Annotated in this window: 18 protein-coding genes and 1 pseudogene; 7 read left to right on the top strand and 12 right to left on the bottom strand. The window is 56.2% G+C overall.

Annotation, left to right across the window (positions count from 1 at the left end; translation table 11 throughout):
* The first annotated feature begins 2 nt into the window (after positions 1–2).
* From JJL52_RS18730 to JJL52_RS18705, 6 genes are all read left to right on the top strand, one after another.
* Entirely contained in the window at positions 3–1,190 is a 1,188-nt protein-coding gene (locus tag JJL52_RS18730; protein WP_202054032.1) for an efflux RND transporter periplasmic adaptor subunit, read from the top strand.
* Positions 1,187–4,318: an efflux RND transporter permease subunit gene (locus tag JJL52_RS18725; RefSeq protein ID WP_202054031.1), complete on the top strand. Its 3,132-nt coding sequence runs from the start codon at positions 1,187–1,189 to the stop codon at positions 4,316–4,318. Before JJL52_RS18730 ends, JJL52_RS18725 begins: the two co-directional genes overlap by 4 nt.
* 363 nt (positions 4,319–4,681) lie before the next feature.
* Positions 4,682–6,580, top strand: a complete 1,899-nt coding sequence (locus tag JJL52_RS18720; protein ID WP_236994363.1) for a GspE/PulE family protein — start codon at positions 4,682–4,684, stop codon at positions 6,578–6,580.
* A 16-nt stretch (positions 6,581–6,596) separates the two neighbouring features.
* A complete protein-coding gene (locus JJL52_RS18715; RefSeq protein ID WP_202054030.1) occupies positions 6,597–7,433 on the top strand; it encodes an HDOD domain-containing protein in 837 nt (278 codons plus the stop codon).
* A gap of 102 nt (positions 7,434–7,535) precedes the next feature.
* A complete protein-coding gene (locus JJL52_RS18710; RefSeq protein WP_202054029.1) occupies positions 7,536–7,760 on the top strand; it encodes a hypothetical protein in 225 nt (74 codons plus the stop codon).
* Entirely contained in the window at positions 7,741–11,919 is a 4,179-nt protein-coding gene (locus JJL52_RS18705) for a bifunctional nitrate reductase/sulfite reductase flavoprotein subunit alpha (RefSeq protein WP_202054028.1), read from the top strand. Before JJL52_RS18710 ends, JJL52_RS18705 begins: the two co-directional genes overlap by 20 nt.
* 556 nt (positions 11,920–12,475) lie before the next feature.
* Here JJL52_RS18705 and JJL52_RS21865 read toward each other — a convergent pair.
* From JJL52_RS21865 to JJL52_RS18695, 3 genes and pseudogenes are all read right to left on the bottom strand, one after another.
* Positions 12,476–12,796 (bottom strand): annotated as a pseudogene (locus tag JJL52_RS21865) (S8 family serine peptidase); the annotation flags it as partial.
* A gap of 46 nt (positions 12,797–12,842) precedes the next feature.
* Entirely contained in the window at positions 12,843–12,956 is a 114-nt protein-coding gene (locus tag JJL52_RS21860) for a S8 family serine peptidase (protein WP_202054027.1), read from the bottom strand.
* 7 nt (positions 12,957–12,963) lie between these two features.
* On the bottom strand, positions 12,964–14,460 hold the full coding sequence (locus tag JJL52_RS18695; RefSeq protein WP_202054026.1) for a S8/S53 family peptidase: 1,497 nt from the start codon (positions 14,458–14,460) through the stop codon (positions 12,964–12,966).
* Positions 14,461–15,226: 766 nt separating this feature from the next.
* Here JJL52_RS18695 and JJL52_RS18690 point away from each other — a divergent pair.
* On the top strand, positions 15,227–15,961 hold the full coding sequence (locus JJL52_RS18690) for a response regulator (protein WP_202054025.1): 735 nt from the start codon (positions 15,227–15,229) through the stop codon (positions 15,959–15,961).
* A gap of 82 nt (positions 15,962–16,043) precedes the next feature.
* Here the strand turns inward: JJL52_RS18690 and JJL52_RS18685 are convergent, their stop codons facing one another.
* The 9 genes from JJL52_RS18685 to nifB all read right to left on the bottom strand — a co-directional run bounded on the left by JJL52_RS18685 (position 16,044) and on the right by nifB (position 21,405).
* Positions 16,044–16,490 carry a hypothetical protein gene (locus tag JJL52_RS18685; RefSeq protein ID WP_202054024.1) on the bottom strand — a complete coding sequence of 149 codons (447 nt, stop codon included), beginning with the start codon at positions 16,488–16,490 and terminating at the stop codon, positions 16,044–16,046.
* Between the two features lie 5 nt (positions 16,491–16,495).
* Complete coding sequence (locus tag JJL52_RS18680; protein ID WP_202054023.1) at positions 16,496–17,473, bottom strand: DUF364 domain-containing protein; 978 nt, start codon at positions 17,471–17,473, stop codon at positions 16,496–16,498.
* Between the two features lie 8 nt (positions 17,474–17,481).
* Positions 17,482–17,859 carry a hypothetical protein gene (locus tag JJL52_RS18675; RefSeq protein WP_202054022.1) on the bottom strand — a complete coding sequence of 126 codons (378 nt, stop codon included), beginning with the start codon at positions 17,857–17,859 and terminating at the stop codon, positions 17,482–17,484.
* Positions 17,856–18,374, bottom strand: coding sequence for a hypothetical protein (locus JJL52_RS18670; RefSeq protein WP_202054021.1), 519 nt, complete (start codon positions 18,372–18,374; stop codon positions 17,856–17,858). The genes JJL52_RS18675 and JJL52_RS18670 overlap by 4 nt, the downstream gene beginning before the upstream one ends.
* Positions 18,375–18,377: 3 nt before the next feature.
* Complete coding sequence (locus tag JJL52_RS18665; protein WP_202054020.1) at positions 18,378–18,701, bottom strand: (2Fe-2S) ferredoxin domain-containing protein; 324 nt, start codon at positions 18,699–18,701, stop codon at positions 18,378–18,380.
* 66 nt (positions 18,702–18,767) lie between these two features.
* Entirely contained in the window at positions 18,768–19,079 is a 312-nt protein-coding gene (gene fdxB / locus JJL52_RS18660) for a ferredoxin III, nif-specific (RefSeq protein ID WP_202054019.1), read from the bottom strand.
* Positions 19,080–19,089: 10 nt separating this feature from the next.
* The gene (locus tag JJL52_RS18655; RefSeq protein WP_202054018.1) at positions 19,090–19,305 is read right to left on the bottom strand and encodes a CCE_0567 family metalloprotein; all 216 of its coding nucleotides are present in this window, start codon (positions 19,303–19,305) and stop codon (positions 19,090–19,092) included.
* A gap of 8 nt (positions 19,306–19,313) precedes the next feature.
* Complete coding sequence (locus JJL52_RS18650) at positions 19,314–19,787, bottom strand: NifX-associated nitrogen fixation protein (RefSeq protein WP_202054017.1); 474 nt, start codon at positions 19,785–19,787, stop codon at positions 19,314–19,316.
* A 127-nt stretch (positions 19,788–19,914) separates the two neighbouring features.
* Positions 19,915–21,405, bottom strand: coding sequence for a nitrogenase cofactor biosynthesis protein NifB (nifB, locus tag JJL52_RS18645; protein ID WP_202054016.1), 1,491 nt, complete (start codon positions 21,403–21,405; stop codon positions 19,915–19,917).
* Positions 21,406–21,501 lie beyond the last annotated feature (96 nt).

The raw sequence follows: 21,501 nt of genomic DNA, 5'->3' as shown, positions 1-21,501 counted from the left end.
ATATGAGGAAATACAAAGCCGCGGCATTAGTAGGAGGCGCCATGCTCTTCGCGGGCGGCTGCGAGGAAAAGAATGCCTATGTGCCGCCGCCGCCTCCCCAGGTCACCGTCAACCGGCCGGTTCATCGGCAGGTGAGGGAATACCTGGAATTTACCGGCAACACCCAGGCTTTTAATACGGTCCAGCTGGTCGCGCGCGTGCAGGGCTATCTGGAAAAGGTTTTTTTTCACGACGGCGACAACGTGAAGAAAGATCAGCCGTTGTTCCTGATCCAGCAGGATACTTATCAGGCCAAGCTGAAGCAGGCGGAAGCGCAAGTGCTGCAGCAAAAAGCCAGCCTCGACCATGCCCAAACCGAATTGGCGCGGTTCACGGGCCTGGTGCGGCAGCATGCGGCCGCCCAGACCGATGCGGACCGGTGGCGGTTCGAGCGGGATAACGCCAAAGCCGCATTGATCGCCGCCGAAGCCAAACGCGATCTGGCCGGACTGGATCTGGATTATACGAAAGTCGTGGCCCCTTTCGACGGCCGGATCGACCGCCGGCTCAAGGATCCCGGCAACCTGGTCGGCGCCGGCGAGTTTACGCCGCTGGCGCATATCAGCCAGATAAATCCCATCTACGTCTATTTCACCATCAACGAAACGGACCTGCTGAAAGTGATCAGGCAAACCCGGATCGGCCCGGGCGAAGCCGAAAAAATGAAAATTCCGGCCTCCCTCGCGCTGTCCGACGAAAAAGATTATCCCCATCACGGCTTTCTCGATTTCACCGCGATTTCGGTGACCCCGACGACGGGCACATTGCTGCTGCGGGCCCGTTTTCCGAATGACGACGGCACGATCCTGCCGGGGCTGTTTGCGAAGGTGCGGGTCTTGGTGCTCAACTCGGAAAAAACGGCGCTGGTGGTGCCGGAAACGGCGGTGGGTTACGATCAACTGGGTTCCTACCTGCTGGCCGTGGACAGTAATAACCGCGTGGAACGGCGGGCGGTCAAGCTTGGGACTCAAGTGGATGAGGACCGGGTGATCGAAACAGGGATCAATGATCGGGATCGGATCATCGTCACGGGCCTGCTGCATGCCGTTCCGGGAAATCAAGTGGCTCCCAAAGCCCAAGCGCCGGCGAAAACGGAGGGCGGCAAGGGTGTTGCTGCGTCGCCGGCCGAATCTGGGAAGACACCGCCATGATTTCCCGCTATTTTATCGAACACCCCATTTTTGCGAACGTCATCGCGATCGTCACGATCATTCTGGGACTGGTATGTTTTGTGAACCTGCCCGTGTCGCAATACCCTCCCATCGTGCCGCCGACCATTCAGGTGACGTCCCGCTATCCGGGGGCCAGCGCCGAGGTGGTAGCGGCCACGGTCGGCATTCCGATCGAGCAGGCGGTCAACGGCGTGGAGAACTCGCTGTACATGTCTTCGACCAGCGCCAGCGACGGCAGCTACACCTTGACGATTACGTTCAATGTGGGCACCGATCTGAATACCTCGATGGCGCTGGTGCAAAACCTGGTCAACAGCGCCTTGCCCCAGCTTCCTTCCTCGGTGCAGCCGCAGGGCGTTACGGTCAAAAAAGTGTCCACGGACATTCTGCTGGTGGTCGGGCTGTATTCGGAGGACGACCGTTACGACGAAACCTTCCTTTCCAATTACGCCGTGATCAATCTGCAGAACCCGCTGGCGCGTTTGCCCGGCGTCGGCCAGATTGCGGTACGGGGCGCAGGGCCTTACAGCATGCGGGTCTGGCTGAATCCGGAAAAGCTTCGCTACTTCAGCCTGACCACGCTCGACGTGATCGGCGCCATCCAGAGCCAGAATCTGCAAGTGGCCGCAGGGCAATTGGGCGGCCCGCCTGCGCCGGTAAGCCAGGCTTTCCAGTTTACGGTCAATTCGCTCGGCCGGTTGGCCGATGTCTCGCAGTTCGAGAACATCGTAATCAAGAGCGCCCGCAACGAATCGGCGCAAATCGTGCGCATCCGCGATGTCGCCCGCGTCGAGCTCAGCCGGCAGAGTTACAGCAACTTCTCCCAGTCCAGCGGGCATAAGGCCGCCGTGATGCCGGTATTCACCCTGCCCGGCGCCAACGCGCTCGATGTCGCGGAAGAAGTGAAACAGGCGATGGCGAAGATGAGCAAGGATTTTCCGCCGGGCCTGAGCTACGAAATCCGTTACGACACCACCAAGTTCGTCCGCAGCGCGATCCACGACGTCTACATCACGCTGTTCGAGGCCGGCATCCTGGTGCTCGTGGTCGTCGTGCTGTTCCTGCAGGACTGGCGGGCGACCCTGGTGCCCGCCACCACCGTTCCGGTCACGCTGATCGGCGCGTTCGCGGCGATGGCCCTGCTGGGTTTCGGGATCAATCTATTGACGCTGTTCGCGCTGATTCTGGCGATCGGCATCGTGGTCGACGATGCGATCGTGATCGTCGAAAATGCCTCGTTTCACATCGAACAAGGCCTGTCCCCTAAAGACGCCACGATCAAGGCGATGCAGGAAATCACCGGGCCGGTCATGGGAATTACGCTGGTGCTGGCTTCGGTGTTTCTGCCGGCCGCCTTTCTGCCGGGCATTACCGGCCAGCTGTTCCGCCAGTTCGCCTTGATCATCGCCTCCACCGCCATCATCAGCGCGATCAACGCCCTGACGCTTAAACCGGCCCAGTGCGCGCTATGGCTGCGGCCGGCTCGAAACAAGCAGAGCAACTGGTTTTTCCGAGGCTTCAACAAGGCTTATGGGTGGTTCGAGCATGCCTACGTGCGCCTGGTGAGCTGGATGGTGCAGCGGGCCGTTGCGATGACGCTGTTGTACGCGCTGATCATTGCGGCCAGCGTTTGGCGGTTTGCCTACCATCCGACCGGTTTTTTACCCACCGAAGACCAGGGCTATGCGATGGTGATCACCCAGCTTCCGGATGCCGCCTCGCAGCCGCGCGTCGTCGCCCTGACCGAGCAACTGAACCGGATTCTGCATAAAACCCGGGGCGTGGGAGCCTGGGTGACGATCGGCGGCTTGTCCATACTGGACAGCGCCAACGTCTCCAACATGATCACCACGTTTATCGTTTTCGAAGACTGGAACAAGCGCGGGCCGGATTTGAGCCAGGACGCGATCACCGCCCATCTGCGCCGGGAACTGGCGGCCATCGAAGAATCCCGGTCCATCGTACTGATCCCACCACCGATCCGGGGACTGGGGCAGGGAGGCGGTTTCCAATTGATGGTGGAAGACCGCCAGAGCCTGGGACTTGCCGAGTTGCAAAAAGCCGTCGACGAAGTCATCCGCTCGGGCAACACCCAGTCCGGCCTGCGGAATTTGACCTCTACGTTCAATGCGCGCAGCCCGCAGCTGTTTCTGGACATCGATAGAACCAAAGTGGAATCGCTCGACATTCCGCTCAACAACGTGTTTTCGACGCTGCAGACCTATCTGGGCTCATCCTTCGTCAATCTTTTCAACAAATTCAACCAGGTCTTCCAGGTCTATGTGCAGGCCGATGCGCCGTTTCGCGCGCGGCCGGAAGACATCAAAAACCTCTATGTGCGGAACGGGCAGGGCGAAATGGTGCCGTTAGGCACCCTGCTGGAAGTGAACAGAACGGTGGGTCCCGAACTGGTATTGCGCTACAATCTGTATCCGTCTGCGCAAATCTACGGCATTGCTGCCACCGGGTTCAGTTCCGGGCAAGCGTTAAATCTGATGGAGCAACTGGCGGCGAAAACCTTGCCGAAAGGGGTCGGTTTCGACTGGACCGCGACTTCCTACCAGGAAAAGCAGGTGGGCAACCAGGCCTACTTCATTTACGGCCTTTCGATCGTCCTGGTCTTCATGGTGCTCGCGGCTTTATACGAAAGCTGGACCAGTCCCCTGGCCGTGGTGCTGGTGGTGCCCATGGCCCTGGTCGGCGTGCTGCTGGCTTTGATGATGCGGGGATTCGACAATAATCTCTACACCCAGGTCGGCCTGATCCTGATGATCGGCCTGGCCTGCAAGAATGCGATCCTGATCGTCGAATTCGCCCGGCAGCTTCAGGACGAAGGCATGGCGGCGGCGGATGCGGCGGTGGAAGCTACGCGCCGCCGCTTTCGTCCCATCGTGATGACCTCTTTCGCTTTCATTTTGGGGGTCGTGCCTTTGCTGGGCGCCTCCGGCGCCGGCGCAGCCAGCCAACAGGCCATCGGCACGGTGGTGTTCGGCGGAATACTGTCTTCGACGCTGTTGGCGATTCCGTTCGTGCCCGTACTTTATGTAATAACGCGGAAGTCGGCTGATTGGATCAGGGACAGATTTCAGAAAAGAGCGCCGCTCTAATGAGGCGCTTTACGGGAAATAGCCCGACTGTTATCGGGTTCTTGTGCACCGCGATGAATGAACTCGGAGGTTTGTCGGTTGGTTTTAGATATTGACCAGTCGGCCATTGAGAGGCACGGTGATTTGGGAACCATTAGCCTCAATGAGATAGGTTGTCCAGTTACCCATCTAATTGGAAGGAAACAAGGGCATCGTTCAGGCACTTTTTTATCGCTCCTACCTAAGAGCCCGTCGGACCTAAGTTTTCAGCGATCTTGTTGCCGTTATGTTTAACCAAAGCAGCAAACCAGTGTGATATATTAGTCGTAACGTAGAAACCTTTCTTTTCTAGGTCTAAAAGAAGGCTAATATAGAACAACAACTATGATGCCCAACGATTCCAGTATTCCAGATTCCGATGCCACGTTCAATGAAACCTTTTTGAATTTATTGGTCGAGCAAGGCGCGATTGACCCGGATAAACTGAAATACGCGCGACGCGTTCAAGCGAAACTGGAATCTTCGAAACCACTATTGGTTGTACTGTGTGACTTGGGATATGTCACACACAGCCAGCTCGTGCAGGTTTTCCGCAGCCATCCAATCAAGGTCAGGCTAGGACAGTTCTTGGTAGAGTTCGGCTATATTAGCGACGCCAATCTCCAGCAGGCGTTAGCGATTCAACAGCAAGAATCCGGACACAAGCGGTTGGGCGAAATTCTGGTTGAACGCAACCTGATTTCTGAAACCAAAATGCTGGAAGTATTGGCTGACCTGAAGGGAATTCCTGTCATCGACCTTAGCGTAGCGAGAGTCGATCAGACGCTGATGTCAAAGCAGATGATTAAGTCGGCCACTAAACACTGCTTCGTACCTATCGAAAAGCAGCCGGAAGGTGTCTTGGTAGCTTTCGGTGATCCGTTGGACAGCCAAGCAATTGAAGTTGCTCACAGCATAATTGGCGCTGACATATTACCGGCGGCAGGAAGACACTCGCAGATACTCAGATTCCTGTTGAATTACGAACGTAATATCAGCCAAGACAAGAAACTGCTGGGTGATCAATCCACAGTAACCATCGTCAACCAGATATTTGACGATGCCATACGCCAAGAGGCCAGTGATATCCACATCGAGCCATTAGAGCTCAAATTGCGCGTCCGTTTTCGCATGGATGGACTGATGGTGCACTATCAGGATTTCCCGTTGGAATTTGCACAAGCTTTGACTAGCCGAATTAAGGTCCTGGCAGGTGCCGACATCGCCGAGAAGCGGCGGCACCAGGACGGCCGCGTACTATACGAACAAGCTGCCTCGAATCACGTTTTTGATATGCGGGCCTCATTTTTCAACACCATCAATGGCGAAAAAGTTGTTTTGCGTTTGTTGAACCGCAAGACCGAGTTGCTGGATATTCACGAAATCGGCATGGCTCCGTTGATGTTGGAACGATTTATCCAGGATTCGTTAGACGTTCCAACCGGGGTAATCATCATCACAGGCCCCACTGGTTCGGGAAAAACGACGACCCTTTACAGTGCGGTGGATTATCTCAATGCGCCGGAGGTCAACATTGTTACGGCGGAGGATCCGGTCGAATACGTCATCGACGGAGTCGCTCAATGTTCGATTAATACGAAGATCAATTTAACCTATGAGGAAACCCTGCGGCACATCGTCAGGCAGGACCCCGATATCATCGTATTGGGCGAAATACGTGACCGGTTTTCCGCCGATACAGCGATCCAGGCGGCATTGACCGGCCACAAAGTGTTGACCACATTTCATACCGAAGATAGTATTGGCGGCCTTTTGCGGCTCCTCAACATGGAGATCGAAGCTTTCCTGATTTCTTCTACAATCGTTTCCGTGTTATCTCAGCGACTGATACGCCGGGTATGCCGCAATTGCGGTGAGCCTGTTAAGCCCGACCCGACTTTACTTCGCCGTTTAGGCCTCACGCCTCAAGATTTGAGCGGAGGTACCTTCTTATTAGGCAAAGGCTGCGACAAGTGCCGATATACCGGCTACCTCGGCCGGGTCTGCATCTTCGAAGTCTTAACCTTGAACGAAATGGTTAAGGATGCGATTTTGCGCCGCCAGAGCTCTTATGAAATTCGCCGTGTTAGCCTGGAAACAGCCGGTTTGGTAACAATGGTCGAAGACGGTTTGGTCAAGGCGGCCGCCGGAATTACCTCCTTGCAAGAGGTTATCCAAAATCTGCCCCGCTTCGGCAAACCCCGCCCCCTTCATGAACTACGCCGCCTTCTAGGTAGCCGATAAATTAAAACCTGCCAACATGAGCGAAAAATCACTTGCAGAACTGATTGATGAAGCCATCGCCTCCGGGGACATGGCATTACCTGTATTTCCTCGCGCAATCAACGAACTGCGCAATGCCTTAAAAGACGAGCGGAAATCGTTGGATACCATCGCCAAACAAATCGCGATGGATGCCAGCTTGGCCAGTCAAGTTTTGCGGGTCGCCAACTCATCGTTCTACGCGGGCTTGAGTAAGATCAACACCGTCAAGGAAGCTATCGTAAGGCTTGGGTTAGGCCGTGTCGTACAAATCGCTACGCTGGTCATGCAAAAGGGGCTTTTTTCTTCCAAGGATCCAGCCACTAATCAATTTATAATCAAATTGTGGCAGCACAGTGTGGCAGTCGCATTGGGTAGCGAGTGGCTAGCTAAACGGCTAAACTTCGAATCCCTTGCAGAAGAAGCCTTCTTGGCGGGTCTGTTCCATGACATTGGGGAGCTTTTGTTACTCAAATGCCTTGAAGACATGCGCGTGAAAAATCCCACGATTAATCTACCGGAGAATCTGGTACGTGAGGTCATGGTTCGCCAACATGAGGAAAAAGGGGCATGGTTGCTCCAATCGTGGAACCTTCCGGAAGCATATGGCAGCATTGCCGGATCACACCATCATCCTTTAACAGAGGAAACTGGCACTGTGGAACTCATGGTAAGGGTTGCCGATATGGTGTCATACAAGCTGGGCATCGCATTGCGACCGCAACCGGAGCTCATCGTTTCAAACAGTGAAGAAGTGTCCAGACTTGGGCTATCTGATGTTACCCTGGCTGAGCTCGAAATCGCTTTGGAAGACACTTTGACTTTATCGAGTTAGGAAGTTTTGTCTTTTCCGATTTGCGCTGAACCCTGTACGATCTCATACCCTGCCCGCCGCTTTCTTCCGATAGAAAGGCGTTCGTAACACAACGACAGCGCCATGCCCGCTTCATGCCCGCAATTGGGCCGGCGTGCGCCATTTGCGGGCGAAGAAAGAAAAGCCCGGTCTATTTTTGTGCGCGACGCTCGTCCGCGAGCGGTCATGCCGCATCCCGCCCAAGCCGTTTCGAAATGGCTCGATTATTGCTTGCTGCAATACGATAGGTATTACCAGTATAACGATATTCGAAACGGAATCCCGCTGAATGACGACAAGCCAGGTTAAAAGTGTTTGCCCCTATTGCGGCGTAGGCTGCGGGATCGTGATGGACGTTCGGGACGGCAAAGTGGTCAAAGTGGCCGGCGACAAGCAACATCCGAGCAATTTCGGCCGGCTTTGCACCAAAGGCAGCACTTGCGCCCAGGCCCTTGAAGAATCCGGCCGGCTGGAGCATGCCTACCTGCGTAACGAACGCCGCCAGGAACCGGCCCGCGTTCCGATGGATCACGCGATCCGCGAAACCGCGCGCCGCCTGCGCGCCGTGCTCGACGTTCACGGGCCGGACGCGCTGGCGTTCTACGTGTCCGGGCAAATGTCGCTGGAAGCGCAGTACCTCGCCAACAAGCTCGCCAAGGGCTTTGTCGGCACCCCTCATATCGAGTCCAACTCGCGCTTGTGCATGGCCAGTGCCGGCAGCGGCTACAAACTGTCGCTGGGCGCGGACGGGCCGCCGGGCTCCTACCAGGATTTCGACCACGCCGACCTGTTCTTCGTGATCGGCGCGAACATGGCAGACTGCCATCCGATCCTGTTTTTAAGGATGATGGACCGGGTCAAGGCCGGCGCCAAGCTGATCGTCGTCGATCCGCGGCGTAACGCCACCGCCGACAAGGCCGGCCTGTTCCTGCAGATCAAGCCCGGCACCGACCTGGCGCTGCTCAACGGGCTGCTGCACCTGATCGTCAAGAACGGCCATACCGATCCTGCGTTCATCGACGAATTCACCGAGGGCTGGGAAGCAATGCCGGCTTTTCTCGACGACTATCCGCCGGCCAAAGTCGCGGAGATCACCGGCCTGGACGAAGCCGACATCCGCAAGGCCGCCGAATGGATCGGTAGCGCGGGTGAATGGATGAGCTGCTGGACGATGGGGCTCAACCAGAGCACGCACGGCACCTGGCATACCAACGCGATCTGCAACCTGCACCTGGCGACCGGGGCGATTTGCCGCCCCGGCAGCGGGCCGTTCTCGCTGACCGGCCAGCCCAATGCGATGGGCGGGCGCGAGATGGGCTACATGGGGCCGGGCCTGCCGGGCCAGCGTTCGGCGCTGGTCGAGCAGGACCGCGCGTTCGTCGAAGACTTGTGGAACATCCCGCGCGGCACGCTGCGCAGCGAAGCGGGCGGCGGCACCGTGGCGATGTTCGAGGCGATGCAGGCCGGCAAGATCAAGGCGTGCTGGATCATCTGCACCAATCCCGTCGCGACCGTTCCCAATCGCAAGAAGGTAATCGCGGGGCTTCAGGCGGCCGAGCTGGTCATCACCCAGGACGCCTTTCTCGACACCGAAACCAACCGCTATGCGGATATCCTGCTGCCCGGCGCGCTCTGGGCCGAGGCCGAAGGCGTAATGATCAATTCCGAACGCAACCTGACGCTGATGCAGAAAGCCGTTGAGCCGCCCGGCGAAGCGCTCGCCGATTGGCAAATCATTGCCCGCGTGGCGGGCGAGATGGGCTATGCGCATGCCTTCGATTACGCTTCCGCGTCCGAAGTGCTCGAAGAAATCAAACGCGCCTGGAACCCCAAGACCGGCTACGACATCCGCGGTGCCAGCTATGAGCGCTTGCGCACGACGCCGCTCCAATGGCCTTGTCCGGAGGAAAGCACGGCCGACCGGCACCCCATCCGCTATCTGAACGACGGCGTCAGCCAGACGCTCCAAACCGGCCCGGACGGCAGTACGCCCAAGTTCGCTTTCGCGACCGAAAGCGGCAAGGCCGCGTTCCTGCCGCGTCCGCACCTGCCGCCGGCCGAATTGCCGGACGGCGAGTTTCCGTTCGTGCTGAACACCGGCCGTTTGCAGCATCAGTGGCATACCCTGACCAAGACCGGCAAAATTCCCACGCTGAACAAGCTCAATCCGGGGCCGTTCGTCGAAATCCATCCCGAAGATGCCACCCTGCTTGGGGTGCGCGACAAGGACCGGATCGAAATCCGCTCCCGGCGCGGCCGGGCCGTGCTGCCGGCCGTAATCACGGACCGGGTGCGGCCGGGCAATTGCTTTGCGCCTTTCCATTGGAACGACGTGTTCGGGGAGAATCTGGCGATCAACGCCGTGACCGGCGACGCGGTCGATCCTCTCTCGCTGCAGCCCGAATTCAAATTTTCCGCTGTGTCCCTGGCGCGCATTGCCGATACGCCGCTTACTCATTCTACCGTTAGCGGGAACAACGGCGTTCCCGCCCGCGCCAATGCCGGCGCATCGACTCCACTTCATACGGAACCGAACATGCAACAGATCGATGCTCTCGCTAAATTTCTCGGCCTCGACGCCGTGCCTGCCATCGTATTGGATGCGCAGGAACAGCGCTATCTGCAAGGCTATTTGACCGGCTTGCGCTGCAGCGCGGCGCCTTCTCAAGCAACCGGCGTTCCGGTGTTGCCGTCCGGCGCGCCGCTCGACGATGACAAACGGCTGTTGTTGGACGGTGTGCTGGCAGGCCTGTTCGCGCGCGCCGTGCCGGCGAACCCGGCTTTGGCCGTTGCGGAAGAGGATGTGCCCGCCCTACCGGAGGTGGCCATACTGTGGGCTTCGCAGACCGGCAATGCGGAAGGATTCGCGGGCCGTTGCGCCGAGCGGCTCACCAACGAAGGATACGCGGTTCGGCTCGCCGCGATGGACAGCGTCAACGCGGCGGACCTTATCGGCATGTCGCGCGTATTGCTCCTGGCCAGCACCTTCGGCGACGGCGATTCGCCGGACAACGGCAGCGCATTCTGGTCGTCATTGGAGGCCGGCGGCGCGCCCCGTCTGGAACATCTGCAATTTTCGGTGCTGGCGTTCGGCGATTCCAGTTACGACCAGTTCTGCGGTTTCGGCCGCAAGCTCGACGCCCGCCTGGAAGCGCTGGGCGCAGAGCGGCTGGCTCCGCGCGCGGACTGCGAACCGGAATTCCAGGTCCCGGCCGAAGCCTGGCTCGCGGCGGTCGCACAGGCGTTGGCCGGAACCGCCGCGCCGGCCCGACAAGCCACCCGGAAGATTCCGGTGACGGCAGAGGCCGGCGAGGACGACGAGGAGACGGCCCCGGCTCCGGTTGCCGTACCCGCGTACGATCGGAACCGCCCGCTGCACAGCCGCCTCGTGCTCAATCGTCTGCTCAACGTGCCCGGGGCCGAGAAAGAAACGCGGCAGTTCGCTTTCGATCTGGCCGGCAGCGGCTTTACCTACGAAGCCGGCGATGCGCTGGGCGTCTGGCCGACCAACTGTCCCGATCTGACCGCCGAGGTGTTGACGGCGCTCAAGATTTCACCCGCGGCGCCGGTCGTTGTGAACGGGGAAGAAATACCGCTTGGCGAGGCGCTGCTCCGGCATTACGAAATTGCCCGGATCACGCCGGACTTATTGCGTTTCGTTGCCGAACGCTCGGGCAGCGGCACGCTCGCGGAACTCCTGAAAGAGGAAAACAAAGCCCGGTTGAAAGAATGGCTGTGGGGCAGGCAAGTCGTCGACATCCTGCACGAATTCCCGGTACGGGCGGCGGCCGGCGAATGGCTCGGCGTGCTCAAGCGGCTGCAGCCGCGCCTGTATTCAATCGCTTCGAGCCCGAAGGTCGATCCGCTGCAGGTGCATTTGACCGTGTCGACGGTGCGTTACCGCTCCGGCGGCAAAGCGCGCGGCGGCGTCTGTTCGACCTTTCTCGCCGACCGGACGGCCGGTGTCGAAGTGCCGATTTTCCTCCAGAAGTCGGCGCATTTCCGGCCGGCCGCCAACCCCGATGCGCCGATGATCATGGTCGGCCCCGGCACCGGCGTTGCGCCGTTTCGGGCGTTCCTGCAGGAGCGCCGGGCCGCCTGCGCAAAAGGCAAAAACTGGCTGTTCTTCGGCGAGCAGCGCGCCGCGACCGATTTCTACTATCGCGACGAATGGGAATCACTGCAAAAAGACGGTTATCTGCACCGACTGGATACCGCGTTCTCGCGCGACCAGGCCGAAAAAATCTACGTGCAGCACCGGATGATCGAGCAGGGCGCCGAGCTGTGGGTCTGGCTGGAAGAAGGCGCGCATTTTTATGTCTGCGGCGATGCCGCCCGGATGGCGAGGGATGTGGATGCGGCGCTGAGGCGGATCGTAGAACACGAAGGCCGCATGAGTGCCGAACAGGCTGCCGCCTATGTCGGCCGCATGGTCCAGGACAAGCGCTACGTGCGGGACGTATACTGACTTTGTCCGCTCGATGCCGCAGGGTGTCTTGATCCGTCTTCAAGACTCTATCCTTCCCACATTGAATATCTGAAAAACACGGCAGTTGTGTAGATTGGATTGCGCATTTTTGCGCAACCCGGCAAGTGTCGAATGGCCTTCTTGTTTTATAGCGTTTTATACAGCAAGGTAGCCTGGATGGAGCTTACGGAATCCGGGTTAATCGAAGGCACGAATTCGGAAATTCCAAGCAGGACGGGTTTTAAAACCCGTCCCCATCGTTTCAACGGCGTTGAAAAACGCTCGCTCCGGTTACATTGCTCGCCGAGAAAGAGCCGCAGGTTGTTTGGCTCTGTTTAAATCCTGCGGGCGGGTAACATGCCCCCCCCCCCGTCCGGCGTTTGGATTTAGTTATAACTCAGATGAAAGTCTATAGAATTAACTTTTACGGCAGTGATATTCTTGCTACTTAACCTACGAGCCTGTCGGACTTGAACCAACCACTATACGTAACTTATTAATTTAATTGTTATTTATTTTTCAGTCTTAAAATTCTGTTTCTAATTAAATCAATACCTTACTCTGAAGCAGTGGTCGCTCCAACAGCGATAGCGGTAGGGCATGCCGCAGGATAATATTTTTCTGTTGTTCCACCGAGTAATGAATTACCCGCAGAGGCAACAACAACTTCACCCTTTTTTGTTGCTGTTTCAACTGCTCGGCAAAGATCGTTAATGGCGGTTATGACGCTTTGTTTGCAGGCGCCTTCCGCTATGATGCCAAGCTGCTCCTTAAGATAGCAAAATAATCCCGCCGAACTGGCCTCCTCTGTAAAACCGGCACTGATGTTGATAATGGGGGCATTTTCACTATCAGCGTATGCAATACCGTCGACAGAGGCATTGTCGTAGGCAGCCCCCCGAACGAGTCCATCACCCTGACGGCTAAAATTTTACTGTTCCATGTGCCACGCCGGCGACACCTTTATTGTTATCACTTATCGCAGCGGCAATACCGGCAACATGGATTCCATGCCCATTTAAATCATCGGGCAACATGTCGCCATCAACAAAAATCTTTCTCAGTAATGATTTTGTCGGCTAAGTCGGGATGCCCAAGATCTACGCCCGAATCGACCAAAGCGATGACTTTATCGTTGCCGCGTGCAATATACCAAGCCTCGTCAGCGCGTATTTTCATCAAATGGGTTTGTTCGCCAAACCGGGTGTCTGCCGGCGTTAAAGACGACAACATGTTAATGAAATAGGTCAGGTCGGCGGCGACTACATTCGGATTGGATTCCAAATTGCTTACAATTGACACCAGATCAAATAAGGAGGCGGGAGGCGTCAATAATTTTATCTGATAATTGCCAGAATGAGGGTTGGAACCAATCACCGCTCCACCGACACTGGCGACAATTTCATCTATTTGGGCATCGGTCGTGTTTTCTTTCACCATTATGTTAATAATGTCTTTTGAAACTTTTGGCCCAATGATAGTGGAAAAGCCGTTCTGTTCAATTTCATCCCGAGTGACAATTTTAAACCCCACCGGGTATTTTGTGACACACAGTTTCCCTGGCTTAGATTCCGTCTCTACGCTGTTGACGACAGCCACGGCAGCAAAGCGAAAGCAATCGCCAGACGACATGCCGCTAGTTGCCAGTGTATATGTACCTCCATAGCCATAATTATTGGCTTGAATATCCCCGTTTTGTCCATTGTCAAATAACTTATAGGTCGCCAATGAATCCAGGTCGCGAATAAAGACTTCACTGACTTTTTTTATGCCTTTTCCCGTAACACGGCTAGTAAGTAATACCGGGGTTGTTGAGTTTACTGTGAGAGCGTCAGGATACGCCGAGGGTTGAATTACTTTTATTTCAGATTCTATGTCCAACCCTATTCTCACTTTCGCCGTGCTGGTGGACGACTGGCCTGTCTGGGCGATGGTCGCTGTCGTGGTTATGGTATATTCGCCAACCGACGATGGTGTGAGCACTTGAGCTAGCACGGTCCCAAAGTTGGCAGAAAGGTTGTAAGAAGTCCCATTGATAGCGGGCGACGCGCTAAGACCTGTAGCGGGGCTAATGGTTTGAGCAATATTAACGGTATAAGGAGTACCTTTCACGGGAGGAATAAAATTTAGGTTAGTCGCGATATTGTGCGATTCACTTAAATTGAAAACCTGCTTACTGGGCGATGTTTGAATTTTAATGTGTTCCACCAGTTCGTAATTGATTTTCCAAACCAAATGAGCGTCAGGGTCAAATTTATATTTATGATGCAGACGTATCGTAAGTGTGTCCACACTGTCCGCTGTTCCGCCCGCCGGGGCATCATTAAAGGCAACGTTTCCGTCGATAACCTCAATATTATCCGTGTTGCTTGTTACCGTTGCACTGACTTTCTTGATTGCGTTGTCGCCGTTGATTAGCTTCACACGATAGGTGGCATCATAGATGCCTTGGTAATAGTGTTCTTTTTTTATCAGCGTGTACTGCGTGTCAATAACAGGCTCTTGGGCAAACGCATGTTCTAAAAACGCAAGCTGAATCATCAGTAGAACTATAAAGCATATAAAATACACTCGGTTCATGCCTTCCCATTATTTTTAAACAAATAATTGCCTAACTACGAACTAAGCATCGATCCCTTCAGTGAGTTTACAGGGCCGTAGGATGTTGACGGCTGCATGGATGCAGGAGGTAGAGCAATGTCGGGAGCAGTTGCCGAGGTACGAGTCGCATCGTTCGAGTTTTCCGGTCAGCCGGTGCAGGCTTTCCGAATCATCACCTCGATCATTTCCTATTCCCAATCACATCGAGTCTCGGATTGAATGCTAATGTAGCTCATAATGTCGATAGTACCCATAATCAGCCGACTTGCTTCGACATTGCGCTAAAAATGTTAAACAGCTCACAGCATTGACCGGGCATTTAACCCGTAAGGGGGATGAATTGTAGGGTGGATTCGCCGTCAGGCAATCCGCCGAAACGGCGCACCGGCGCTTCGTTTGGCATGGCGGTTTGCTGGCGCAAAACCGCCCTAACGAGTAGCCTGGATGGAGCTTACGGAATCCGGGTTAATCGAAGGCACAAAATTCGGAGAATCGAAGTGTAAAAGGAGGCCGGCACGATTATTCGCCGTTTTCGTGCTAACCTGACGACTTGGATGTATGCAATCAAAGGCTAAATGTGACAGTTTGAAGGCGTTTCCTGTGGCGCCGAAACAGGAAATCCGGGATTTCCTTACCGTTATTCGGAGAGTAGTCGTATGGCCGCGTTTCTCTTTTTAGCATAAGAAATCGTTATAAAGGATATACAATGAATATATTGATAGCCGAAGATAACCAAGTCATCCAATTATTAAATGCTAAATTAATGCGCGATTGGGGTTTTGAATTCGATATGGTATCAAACGGTATTGAGGCCGTAGAGTACGCTCAACGAAACAGGGGAAGATACGATCTTTATCTAATGGATATCGAAATGCCAAAGATGAATGGCATAGAGGCTACAAGAAGAATTAGAGGAAGCACTCCATATTTTCCAATAATGGCGCTTACAGTAAGAACTGACTATCGGCCATCATGCTTTGCTGCCGGTATGGATGCATTTTCAGAAAAAACCTGCGCTCCTGATCAGTTATTGCAAGCAATCAAAGAATTAACCGTCAAATTGACTTTAATAAACTCCAGTGATGTCAATGTTGTATCAATAAAAGAGGCTACGCCAGTGAATCATGATGAACTGCAAGAATTACGAGCGCTCAAAAGCAAGGGACTCACTAAGCTAAAGTTGGTGGGATTAGACCATGTCTTTGTCGTTCATAAAAACATTCAAAATAAAATTTCTCACGATTTAATAGGTGAATGCAAAGAACTGTCGGAGTTTATTGATAGATCTCCGTCGGAACCCGGTCGTTGCCATTTATATAAAACTAATTTGCATGTCACAAAAGATTTATTTCTTCCCGAGGAACTGGAAGATGCAATTCGTAGAGAAGATGAAGTTGCAATGAAGTTTAGTAATGCAACCGACAGGCGTATTTCGGAATAAAAATCGGAAGGAGCGTCAGGTTAGGTTTGAACTACTACTCCTCGATTCCGCATAGCCGTATCGAGGCTACATCCTTTTTACCTTAGGACTCCATAACCTTCACATAAGCCCGGCGCAGCAGTTCCATTTCTGCCGGCGGCCGTCCGCGCAGCTCGGGCAGGGTGCGCAGCCGGCAGCCGCGGCTTTGCATCAGCTTGTGCGGCGGGTCCAGCACCATGAAGCGGGCCATGTGCACGGTAATCACCCCGTTCGGAGTATCGACCGGCTCGCTGAAGCCGGTTTCGATGCGGAGCATGCCGTCTTCCAGGTCCAGAAGCTGGCTGATCCGGTTCAGCAGCATCGCAGGATGCGGGGCCACCTTCGCGCTTTCGGGTTCCCCGTTTTCCAGCGCGCTGGATAGCGCCGGCAGCGGCTCCGGAAAACAGACGCTGCCGTTGGCCTGCTGCGCGAACAGGGTCAGCGCGCTGATGTCGCCTTTGTAATAAAGCAGCAGGCGGTGATTCGGATCGAATACGGAGTCGGCGGGCATCGGGTTTATTTTGCGTTGATCGGTGAAGTTTCGCCGTACTGGTCCCAAAGCGGCTTGTAACTGCTGTCCAGGCCGGACAAGCGTTGATGGGTCCGTTCGAGCAGGGCATGGTCCGGAAAACGTTGGCTGTTGCCGTCCGCATACCAGCGTTCCATCTCCCGACTCAACCGGTTTTTCTGCTCCGCGCAGTCGGCGATCTGCCGTTTCAGCCAGGCCAGGCTGGACGCCGGCGTCAGTTCGGCGATCCGGTAGCGCAGGCCGTGGCTGAAGATGCGCACGCCGCCGCCTTGTGCCGCGGTATGGTGGAGGTCCTCGGCGTCGTTGATTTCGATGCCGGCCAGATAATCGATCCCGAATTCGTGGAGCTGCGGCAGCCAGGGCACAGTCGGGCCCATCAGCACAGTGTTGGCGTTTCGGGCCAGTTCGGCGAGGCGCGGAAAGGTTTTATTCGGGATCGAGCTTCCGGTCAGAAAGACCCAGTCCGCATTCGGGAGTAGAAATTCGGCGGCGGCGTCGGGCAAATCGTCGCCGGTCGGCTGTTTCTCGATCACCCAGAGCTGCATCAGGTGCCGGTAGCGTTCGATGCCCGGATAATGGCCGATCACCGCGACGTTTTTGCCGAGCAAATGGGGCAGGAAATGATCGAAAACGGCCAGATTGGCCCCTTCGCCCTGCGGTTCGAGCGGTATCGATTCAGGCAGCGGCCGGCTGTTCAGGCAACTGTTGATCGCGGCCATTGCGGCGGTCGCCTGGTAGGAGTCCCATTCCAGAATCCAGGCGGCCACGTCGATGATCGGTTTGCCTTTCAGGCTGCCGGACCAGGACAGCGTCCGGGTCGGAAGGGCAGGGCTCATTGCCAGGCCGGTGCCGCCTTCGCTGTTGCGGCACAAGGTCCACACCAGGCCGATCATCAGTTCGTCTACCAGCGCCGCGCTGTTGCAGGAGTCTAGCAGCAGTTCATAAATGCGTTTCGGATCGGACATGGCCCTCTTTATTGCGGCAAATCGAGCAGTTTGGCTTCGGTCTTGATGTTGTCTTCCTTGCCCCAGGCATTGATCGCTTCGACGAAGTGATTTTTTTTGCGCGGATGCGGCTGGACCACATCGTATTCGGCATAAAAGCTGCCGTCGCCGTGAAACTTGATCTGCCCGATCCGCTGCTTGCGGCTGTTGTACCAGAAGCCTACCAGATCTTCGCTTTGCGTGTAAGGATCGGTGACCTGGATGAACTCGGCCGCATCGAAATCCGGCAGGTCGATCCGCGTTTGCAGCGGAAAGCCGAGCCGGGCGATAGCCTCGGCGATCGACCCGCACACCGCATTGCCGAAAGAGCGTTTGGCTTCGATGTGATCACGGATACCGGCGCTCATGCGGCTTGCTCCGCCAACGCATCCTCCGTCAGCGCATCGGCCAGGCTCATGATCACCGAGGCGCCGCAGCGGTCTTCCGGATCGAGCTCGGCGATCGCAGCCAGAATCCGGTTCGCTTCCAGATCCTGCCCGAGACGCAGTTTGATGAAGGCCAGGGCCTTTAACGTGTATAAATAGAACAGCGCGGCCTCGCCGGCATACATGTCCCAGCGGAACGCCTGTTTGGCCAGGCGCCGGTATTCGTAAGGGAAATTGCCCTGCCGGGAAGCTTCTTCGAGCGCGCAGATCACTTCGCGTTCCGCGTCCTTGAGGCGCCCCTGGTAGAAGTAAAACTTGTACAGCGCGAAATAGGTTGAGAGGCAGCTTCGGTCCAGTTGCTGCGCCTCCTTGAAGCATTTCTCCGCCTGCGCCGTGTCCGCACGGCTCGCCGCGACACCCGCCTGCAGCAATCGGTTGATCTCCTTCGGCAGGCCGGGACTGAACAGCACACGCTCGTCGAATACCGTCGGATTCATGGCTCACCAGACCTCGGCGGGCATTTTCAACGACTCGACCGGCACGCCGCCGAGCAAATGCTGTTCGATGATCGTCTTCACCTCCATCTTGCCGACCTTGCCGTACATCACCCCTTCCGGGTACACCAGCACACTCGGCCCCTGCGCGCAGGGACCCATGCAGCCGGTATTGGTCAGGCCGATCCTGTCGAACAAATTGCGCCTCTGGATTTCCAACATAAACTCGTTCATCACTTCCGCGCAGCCGGAGGCGGAGCAGGAGCCGCGCGGATGGCCGTGCGGCCGGTTTTGGGTACAGACAAAAACGTGTTTTTCGGGTCTGGGCATGATTGTAATTCCTAAAATTTAATGTACGCTGGGTTTCGTTCCTCAACCCAGCCTACTTTTGGTGTGCTACGCCGCTTTATGTTGATGCGTGAAGCAGTCTTTCGGGCACACCTTCGAGCACGCCTCGCAGCCGATGCAGTCCGCCGCGTTCTTCAGGCTCATCACCATCGTGTTGTCGTCGTCCTCGAAGTCGCCGTAATCATCGTCGAAGTCTTCGGCAGAGAGCACTTCGTCGCGTTCGACCAGATCGAACACGTCGCGCGGGCACACCTTGAAACAGCGGCCGCAGCCGATGCAGGCGCGCTGGTTTAAATCGGTCACGAAAGAAGGCGTCCAGGCAGCGCCGCCGAAGGTGACTCCGGTTACGAATTCGCTCATGGCAGTCTCCTCAGGCCGTCTCGCCGGTCGCGGCCAGCAGTTTTTTGCAGGCGTCGTCCCAGGCCTTGCAGGCATCAAAGGTTGCCTGGGCGGTTTCCATCAATTCGCCGTAGGCCTCGGGCAGCCGGTCCTCGATCAGGTCGTGCAGCGCCATCGCGGCCTCGCCGGCCAGGCGCTTGGTCTTTTTGACTTCTTTTTCGAGCCGTTTGATTTCTTCGTCATTCATGGTTCACCTCACGCTTCGGCGACTTCCCGGTATTGATCGATCAGCAGGGCCGCCTTGTCGACGATCTGCTCGGTCTTTACGCACAGCTCTTCCAGCGTCGGGAAACCGAACCGGTGCACATCGCGCAGGGTTTTGTCGACCGCGATCAGCTTGCCGACCAGCACGAAGGCGCGCCCGAAGCCTTCGTGCGTGAGGTTGATCACCGGCACTGCCATCAGGCCGGTCTTCTTTTCGATCAGCGAGGCGATCGCGTTGTAATAGGCTTTGACGCGGGCCAGCGTCGTTTCGTCCGGATCGCCGACAATCGGAATCTCGCGTTTGCGTTCTTTGGTCAGAATCAACGGATCGATGATTTTTTCTTCCGGCCAGCCTTCGAAGGTGTCATAAGTGTCCAGCGCGCGAAGCTGCTTCAGCAATTCGACGATGATGTCGGAGTTCATGAAAGGGTCGCCGGTTTTGACGGCGAGTGCGGGTTGAGACATGGTGGTTCTCCATTATTCGGTTGCATTGGAGGATGTGCTGAGGAACGAAGCGCATCTGTCGAGTGATATCTCGTGATTGATGCGCCTCCTTGCGTCGGCACATCCTACGTTTTGAAATTTGTTCATCTTATGCCGTAGCGCGTTGCCGGACAGCCGCCTCATCCAGCTTCCCGGCCGCCGCCATTTCCCGGTAAACCGCCAGCACCGCCTCCTCGATCGGTTCCATCGCATGCTCGCCGTTCGGCATGATGCCGGCTTCTTCGAGCATTTCCCAAGGCTCGAAGCCGATCTTCGAGCACAATACCGCCTCGCAGCCTTCCAGGGTCCGGATCGTGCGCTGCAATACGCTTTCGCCGTCGCCGCAGGTTTCGTCGCCGCTGCAGTACAGTTCGGTCTTGCGGTGGCTGATGAAGCGGACGCCATCCGGCGAGGCTTCGTAGATCAAAAATTCCTTCGCATGGCCGAAGTGCTGGTTGATCACGCCCTGGCCGCTGGTTGCGACCGCCATCAGCACGGGGCGGGTTTGCAGCTTTTCGGCCTCGGCATGTTTCGCGGCCGTTTCGGCCTTTGCCGCGCGTTTGCTGTTCATCTCCGCTTCGATCGCTTGATGAATGACCTTGCGTTTTTCCATCGCGGCCTGGTAATCGATTTCCATCGTTTCGATCTTGTCCAGCGTGAATTCGTCGCCGCGGTCCTCGCCCAGGAGTCCGACCGCATCGGCGCGGCACTGCCGGCAATGGCGCATCATGTTCATATCGCCGGAACAGGCGTCCTGCAAGTCCATCAGTTCGTCCTGGGTCGGGCCGCGCTGGCCCATCACTCCGTAGAAGGTGCCGTGTTCGGCTTCGGCGATCAACGGCATCACGTTATGCAGAAACGCGCCTTTCGCCTTCACGATACGGCTGACCTCGGCCAGATGCTTGTCGTTGACGCCCGGAATCATCACCGAATTGACCTTGACCAGGATGCCTTTGGCGACCAGCATTTCGAGCCCCTTCTGCTGTTGGTCGATCAGAATCTTCGCGGCTCTCTTGCCCTTGATCCGGCGGTTTTCCCAGAAAATCCACGGATAAATCTGTGCACCGATCTCGGGATCGACGCAATTGATCGTAATCGTGACGTGGTCGATATTGTGCTTGGCCAGTTCCTCGACCGATTCCGGCAGCGCCAGGCCGTTGGTCGACACGCAGAGCTTGATGTCCGGCGCGTCCTGGCTCAGGCGGCGGAAGGTTTCGAAGGTCCGTTCGGGGTTGGCGAGCGGGTCGCCGGGCCCTGCGATGCCGAGCACGGTCATCTGCGGAATCGTCGCGGCGACCGCCATCGTTTTCTTGACCGCCTGATCCGGCGTTAAGAGTTCCGATACTACGCCCGGCCGCGACTCGTTCGAACAGTCGTATTTGCGGTTGCAGTAATGGCACTGGATGTTGCAGGCCGGCGCGACCGCTACATGCATCCGCGCGAAATAATGGTGGGCGTCTTCCGAATAGCAGGGATGGTTCTGCACCTTCGCGCGAATGGCGTCGGACAGATGGTCCAACTGGTCCTCGGTCGAACCGCAGGAACTGGCGGAACAGCCGCCCTTGCCGGCCGGTTTGTCGTTCAATACTGGCAATTCCATCGAAGTTACCTCGCTGATTGGTTACTTTGAGGGAAAGCATGGATCGTACCAGTTATGAAAAAGTTTTTATGTGATTGATATTTATGCCTTATTTGA

This window comes from Candidatus Methylomicrobium oryzae, from assembly GCF_016745425.1.
GTDB classification, from domain to species: Bacteria; Pseudomonadota; Gammaproteobacteria; order Methylococcales; family Methylomonadaceae; genus Methylomicrobium; species Methylomicrobium oryzae.
The sequence above is the reverse complement of the archived record's forward strand: the minus strand, read 5'-3'. Positions and strand labels throughout refer to the sequence as shown.

Bases quoted from the DNA above. Each gene is read 5' to 3' on its own strand.
- JJL52_RS18730 (WP_202054032.1), top strand. From the start codon at position 3: ATGAGGAAATACAAAGCCGCGGCATTAGTAGGAGGCGCCATGCTCTTC.
- JJL52_RS18725 (WP_202054031.1), top strand. From the start codon at position 1,187: ATGATTTCCCGCTATTTTATCGAACACCCCATTTTTGCGAACGTCATC.
- JJL52_RS18720 (WP_236994363.1), top strand. From the start codon at position 4,682: ATGATGCCCAACGATTCCAGTATTCCAGATTCCGATGCCACGTTCAAT.
- JJL52_RS18715 (WP_202054030.1), top strand. From the start codon at position 6,597: ATGAGCGAAAAATCACTTGCAGAACTGATTGATGAAGCCATCGCCTCC.
- JJL52_RS18710 (WP_202054029.1), top strand. From the start codon at position 7,536: ATGCCCGCTTCATGCCCGCAATTGGGCCGGCGTGCGCCATTTGCGGGC.
- JJL52_RS18705 (WP_202054028.1), top strand. From the start codon at position 7,741: ATGACGACAAGCCAGGTTAAAAGTGTTTGCCCCTATTGCGGCGTAGGC.
- JJL52_RS21860 (WP_202054027.1), bottom strand. From the start codon at position 12,956: ATGTTGCCCGATGATTTAAATGGGCATGGAATCCATGTTGCCGGTATT.
- JJL52_RS18695 (WP_202054026.1), bottom strand. From the start codon at position 14,460: ATGATTCAGCTTGCGTTTTTAGAACATGCGTTTGCCCAAGAGCCTGTT.
- JJL52_RS18690 (WP_202054025.1), top strand. From the start codon at position 15,227: ATGAATATATTGATAGCCGAAGATAACCAAGTCATCCAATTATTAAAT.
- JJL52_RS18685 (WP_202054024.1), bottom strand. From the start codon at position 16,490: ATGCCCGCCGACTCCGTATTCGATCCGAATCACCGCCTGCTGCTTTAT.
- JJL52_RS18680 (WP_202054023.1), bottom strand. From the start codon at position 17,473: ATGTCCGATCCGAAACGCATTTATGAACTGCTGCTAGACTCCTGCAAC.
- JJL52_RS18675 (WP_202054022.1), bottom strand. From the start codon at position 17,859: ATGAGCGCCGGTATCCGTGATCACATCGAAGCCAAACGCTCTTTCGGC.
- JJL52_RS18670 (WP_202054021.1), bottom strand. From the start codon at position 18,374: ATGAATCCGACGGTATTCGACGAGCGTGTGCTGTTCAGTCCCGGCCTG.
- JJL52_RS18665 (WP_202054020.1), bottom strand. From the start codon at position 18,701: ATGCCCAGACCCGAAAAACACGTTTTTGTCTGTACCCAAAACCGGCCG.
- fdxB (WP_202054019.1), bottom strand. From the start codon at position 19,079: ATGAGCGAATTCGTAACCGGAGTCACCTTCGGCGGCGCTGCCTGGACG.
- JJL52_RS18655 (WP_202054018.1), bottom strand. From the start codon at position 19,305: ATGAATGACGAAGAAATCAAACGGCTCGAAAAAGAAGTCAAAAAGACC.
- JJL52_RS18650 (WP_202054017.1), bottom strand. From the start codon at position 19,787: ATGTCTCAACCCGCACTCGCCGTCAAAACCGGCGACCCTTTCATGAAC.
- nifB (WP_202054016.1), bottom strand. From the start codon at position 21,405: ATGGAATTGCCAGTATTGAACGACAAACCGGCCGGCAAGGGCGGCTGT.